7 protein-coding genes are annotated in these 4,787 nt (G+C 40.0%); 5 read left to right on the top strand and 2 right to left on the bottom strand.

The genetic code is table 11. The features are described 5' to 3' along the window. Positions 1-136 precede the first annotated feature (136 nt). The 5 genes from rpmH to A5295_RS04320 all read left to right on the top strand — a co-directional run bounded on the left by rpmH (position 137) and on the right by A5295_RS04320 (position 2,853). The gene (gene rpmH / locus A5295_RS04340) at positions 137-271 is read left to right on the top strand and encodes a 50S ribosomal protein L34 (protein WP_004106067.1); all 135 of its coding nucleotides are present in this window, start codon (positions 137-139) and stop codon (positions 269-271) included. A 21-nt stretch (positions 272-292) separates the two neighbouring features. Further along, positions 293-790, top strand: a complete 498-nt coding sequence (rnpA, locus tag A5295_RS04335) for a ribonuclease P protein component (RefSeq protein WP_033888537.1) — start codon at positions 293-295, stop codon at positions 788-790. Between the two features lie 38 nt (positions 791-828). Then, a complete protein-coding gene (gene yidD / locus A5295_RS04330) occupies positions 829-1,149 on the top strand; it encodes a membrane protein insertion efficiency factor YidD (protein ID WP_076003119.1) in 321 nt (106 codons plus the stop codon). Continuing rightward, positions 1,149-2,162 carry a membrane protein insertase YidC gene (gene yidC / locus A5295_RS04325; protein ID WP_064621826.1) on the top strand — a complete coding sequence of 338 codons (1,014 nt, stop codon included), beginning with the start codon at positions 1,149-1,151 and terminating at the stop codon, positions 2,160-2,162. Before yidD ends, yidC begins: the two co-directional genes overlap by 1 nt. A 136-nt stretch (positions 2,163-2,298) precedes the next feature. Beyond that, positions 2,299-2,853: a R3H domain-containing nucleic acid-binding protein gene (locus A5295_RS04320; RefSeq protein WP_064621824.1), complete on the top strand. Its 555-nt coding sequence runs from the start codon at positions 2,299-2,301 to the stop codon at positions 2,851-2,853. A gap of 8 nt (positions 2,854-2,861) precedes the next feature. Here the strand turns inward: A5295_RS04320 and efp are convergent, their stop codons facing one another. Both efp and A5295_RS04310 read right to left on the bottom strand, forming a co-directional pair. Beyond that, positions 2,862-3,425, bottom strand: a complete 564-nt coding sequence (gene efp, locus A5295_RS04315) for an elongation factor P (RefSeq protein ID WP_064621822.1) — start codon at positions 3,423-3,425, stop codon at positions 2,862-2,864. An 83-nt stretch (positions 3,426-3,508) separates the two neighbouring features. Continuing rightward, positions 3,509-4,714, bottom strand: coding sequence for a zinc-ribbon domain-containing protein (locus A5295_RS04310; protein ID WP_064621820.1), 1,206 nt, complete (start codon positions 4,712-4,714; stop codon positions 3,509-3,511). Positions 4,715-4,787: the final 73 nt, after the last annotated feature.

The raw sequence follows: 4,787 nt of genomic DNA, 5'->3' as shown, positions 1-4,787 counted from the left end.
ATTTATATCTGACAATGTTGATTCTTTAATAAGAAAATGTGGAGTTTTGAGCATTGGTGAGGGGTAATAGTATTTTGGTATAGCTTGACTCATACGGGGCCATGCTTTTGCGTGGCTGAATACAGGAGCATTAGTTATGAAGAGGACATTTCAGCCGAATAATCGTCGTCGTCACATGAAGCACGGCTTCCGCGTTCGCATGCGTACGCGTGCAGGTCGCGCAGTAATTAATCGTCGTCGTGCCAAGGGCCGCAAGTCACTGTCTGCCTGAGTTAAGGTAGCGTCGTAAGGCATGGAAAGGCTGAAAAGCCACCGTGATTTTGTTGCGGTGCTAAAAAAACGGCGCAAGGTGAGTTCTCGGGATATCGTCGCGCATTACATTATGCGTGACGATATAGCCGTGCAGAGCACACTTAACGAAGATAGAAGTGCAAGTTTAGATTATATTGCCACGGGTTTTGAAAGTGATACTCCCGCGGCATTTTCTGATACCTTCTTACATGATCAAAAATTTGAACATGTAAAGAGGCTAGGTCTTGCTGTATCTAAATCAGTGGGGAAAGCTGTAGTTCGCAATAAGGTAAAAAGACGTCTGCGAGTAATCGCAAAAAATTATGAATCTTTATTACCTGCAGGTTGTGATGTGGTGCTAAGAGCAAAACCTTCTGCAGCTCAATCTTCATTTGATTCGTTACAATGCCAGATACAAAAGCTTTTTGGCAAAATTAGTGCAGATTTATGTTCTACACAAAATTGCAAAATGCATGAGAATAATCAGAATCAAGGATAATTGAAATATATTATTTTGAGTAAATGGTGGTTATTGTTATGCGTAGTAAAAAAAGTTTAAGTTCTAAGTTTGTAATTAGTGCAATTAGATGGTATCAGCGCACGATTTCTGCAAATAGACCAGCTTGCTGTAGATACTATCCTACGTGTTCGCGTTATGCTATTGAAGCAATTGCTAGGTATGGCACGTTTAAAGGTGGTATTCTTGCATTATTACGCCTTCTACGCTGTAGACCTTGGACAAGCTGCAGTATTGATGATGTACCCCGCAAATATTCGATTTTTTACAGATGTGCTTGGTCTAAAGCACATGAAGAGCCACGGCTAACTCCCTTGGCTGAAGAAGACAAGGAAAACTAATGTTTAATCAAGATAACTTCATACTTGATAATGGATTCTTGGGATGGTTTTATAAAATCTTGACGCCAGTTGAGTGGCTCATGACTCAAATTATGTCATTATTCCATAAGTTATTAACTCTTCTGGGAATGAATGAAGTTGGCTTCTCTTGGGTTTTTTCCATCGTATTCTTGGTATTAGTTGTGCATGCGTGCATTTTCCCTGCATTTATTAAAAGCATTAAAGGCATGCGCAAAATGCAAGCTATTGCGCCTAAGATTAAGAAAATACAGCAAAAATATAAAGGCAAAAATGATCCTGCAAGTAAAGAAGCTATGCAGCGTGAAATGATGAAGCTTTATCAAGATAACAAAGCCAATCCTGCTGGTTCGTGCCTACCTATGATGATTCAGGGTCCTGCGTTTATGAGTATTTGGTATACGCTTTCCGTTATTCCTTTTATTGCTCGTGGTAAGCATGCAGCTCTTGGTGCCTTTGATATTGCAACAGCACAGCAATTCATTAAAACTCGCGTATTTGGGGTTGGTGTTGCAGATACTTTTATGACAACTGCTGGCGCAGGTAAAATTGTCATAGTTATATTTGTTGTACTTATGTGTGCTGCAATGTGGTACATGCAATTCAATAATATTCGTAAGAATCTTCCGCCTGAGTCTAAGCAGGGTAGCCAATATACTGTACAAAAGCTCATGATGTGGGGATTCCCGTTGATTTACGTTTTCTCTGCGTTTGCTATGCCATTTGCAATGTTGGTTTACTGGTTAGTAAACAATGTTATAAATATGTTGCGTTCAATTTGGCAGGTTTACGCATTCCCAACTCCTGGATCTCCTGCAGCTGAAGAAAAAGAAAAGCGTGACTATCAAAAAGAAACTGCTCGTCGTGAGCGCGAAGGGTTGCCTTCTATTGAAGAAGAGAATCTTCAAAAAGCTCGTGAAGAAGCTGAGCGTAGAGAGATTGAGGGATTCCAGCGCAAACAGCCACAACGTAAACGTAAGGTGGCAAAGCGCTAGTATTTAGATACATTTTGCGGATATATAAAGTCATTTTTATGACTTGAAAATAAGTTAGTAACTTGGCTTTATTATCCGCTAAACTAGACTTCAGGAATTTGTAAAACGTGAATTTTCTCACGATAAGGAGTAATTAATGGTACAAGATGAGAAGAGGACGGTTGATCAACTCAATGAAGAAGCTGATATTGCCGCAGATTATTTAGAAGGCTTACTCGATATTGCTGATTATGAGGGTGATATTGAGATGGGTGTGCGCAATAATCGCCCAATGATTCAGATTGTTGCAGATGATGACACTGATATTAAGAATTTAATTGGTCGCAATGGTGAGGTTGTCGATGCCTTGCAGCAATTGAGTCGTCTTGCTGTTCAACAAAAAACTGGTGATCGTTCGCATCTTATAGTTGATGTAGATGGATTCTTAAAGCGTAAGCGCCAGCATTTGCGCGATATTGCGTTAGATGCTGTTGATGAGGTGCGTGAAACTGGTGAACCTGTGAATTTGAAGCCAATGAATTCTTTTGAGCGTAAAGTTGTGCATGATACTGTACGTGATGAAGGTTTGCGCTCCCGTTCACATGGGGAAGAACCACGCCGCTATGTAACTGTTTACATGCCTTCAGTTGCTTCTGAAGATGAGAATATTGATGAAATTGACGATGTAGAAGGCGAATATTMWKWAGNATAATTAATTYTTTAGTTTTCACGACCAAGGTAAGATCCGTCACGAGTGTCGACCTTCACCTTTTCGCCTTCACCCACGAAGAGTGGAACCTGGATTTCAGCACCGGTTTCCACAGTTGCAGGCTTAGTACCAGCGTTAGAACGATTGCCTTGCAAGCCTGGCTCAGTGTGAGTAATAGTCAAAATCACGGAAGCTGGAAGTTCAACGCTCAAAGGAGTGCCGTCATGGAAGCTTACGATGCAGTCGGTGCCTTCAAGCAAATACTTGCTCTGCTCGCCAACCAAAACCTTAGGAATATAAACCTGGTCGTAAGTGGTCATATCCATAAAGACGAAGTTGTCGCCATCTTCGTATGAATATTGCAACGTGCGGTTATCAACGGTCTCGAACTCCATCTTCATGCCGGCATTAAAAGTCTTGTCGACAATCTTGCCCGAGAGCACGTTCTTAATGGTGGTACGCACAAAAGCAGGACCCTTGCCTGGCTTCACGTGCTGGAACTTAACGACGGCCCAAAGCTGACCGTCAAGGTTCAAAACCGATCCATTCTTAATATCATTGGTAGTCTGTGCCACGAGTTACCCGTTTCTTTCGCTAATAGGCTGCAAATTAAGCAGCTAAGAAATAAACCTTGCTTATTATGCCACAAAGTGTCAACTTAATATATTTGAAGATTATTTTTCAGCAAATTCAACAGTTTTGAAACAAATTCGGCAACGTCATCTTTATCTGCACTTTTTGTTAAAACAGACACTCCGATCCTGTTCTTGCCCTTCTTAAGAATCAAGAAATAGTTATAAACATTCTTAATTCCTTGACCACGATGAGCCATAACCTCTATGCCGTCTGGAACGTTCACGCCATCAGCAGAAATATCGTAACCCGTCGCATTGGCAATAGTCGAATTTTGCATAGCTTTTGAAAGCATCATCGCAGTATCATGAGAAGAAGTAAGATTTTCGTGACCATCGTTCGATGCATCAATATCACCATATTTGCGAGTAAAAGATGTATTTGCATAGCCATTATCTGACAGCCATTGATCTAATCCGTCTATGCCACCTTGATCATCTAAAAGCTCATTAGCGGAATCATTACTCATTGTCTTAATAACATCTTCACATTTATCTTCATAATCATGATGTGGATTATCCTTAGTATAAAGAACAACAGGGAAGTAAAAACCTACAGCAGGGAATGTTTTACGAGAATTAGAAGACTCATACAATATGCCCTTCTTGCCAGAAATTGCTACAGATACGCTATTATTTGAAGCAAAATTGTTTACTAATTTATTGATTTTTTTGGTATTGAGCTTTTCACTCGCTCCAATAGCGTTATCCTTATCGCTGCTAGTATCACTATCTTCATCGTCTGAATCTAAATCATCATTGGTTAGAACATGCTGCTTAGATTTATTATTTTTTGATTTTGATGATTGTAATTCAGTTTTATTATTTGATTGAGCTGTTCGCGCATTATTTACATACCACCATGCACCAGCACCTATCACCAAAACACAGGCAATAATAGCGGCTATTAAAGTAATAATTACTTTCTTCTTGCGCTTATCATCATCTGAATGAGAATAATTAGCCGGAGCTTCGCCTTGTGCGTAAGGTGAATTATTCATAGAAGGCTGTTCGTTCGAAGAACCCATAATAGGAGAACCTGAAACGCTTAGATTATCCGATAAAGCTTCCTGCGCAGGAAATACAGTAGTAGGCACTTCGTTAGTAGGCAATTCGTATTGTTGATTTTGGATTGCTGACTCGACTGCTGGCGTAACTTCTAAAAGCGCTCCGCAAGTATTGCAAAACTTGCTATTATCATCATTTTTATTACCACATTGCGTGCAGAACATATTCTTCCTTTAAACAAATGCATCTATTGCAACGCATGATTTTACACCAGCCTACAATAAATATTTCAAATTC

The sequence above is a fragment of the Gardnerella sp. 26-12 genome, assembly GCF_001660745.1.
Classification (GTDB): domain Bacteria; phylum Actinomycetota; class Actinomycetes; order Actinomycetales; family Bifidobacteriaceae; genus Bifidobacterium; species Bifidobacterium swidsinskii.
The sequence above is the reverse complement of the archived record's forward strand: the minus strand, read 5'-3'. Positions and strand labels throughout refer to the sequence as shown.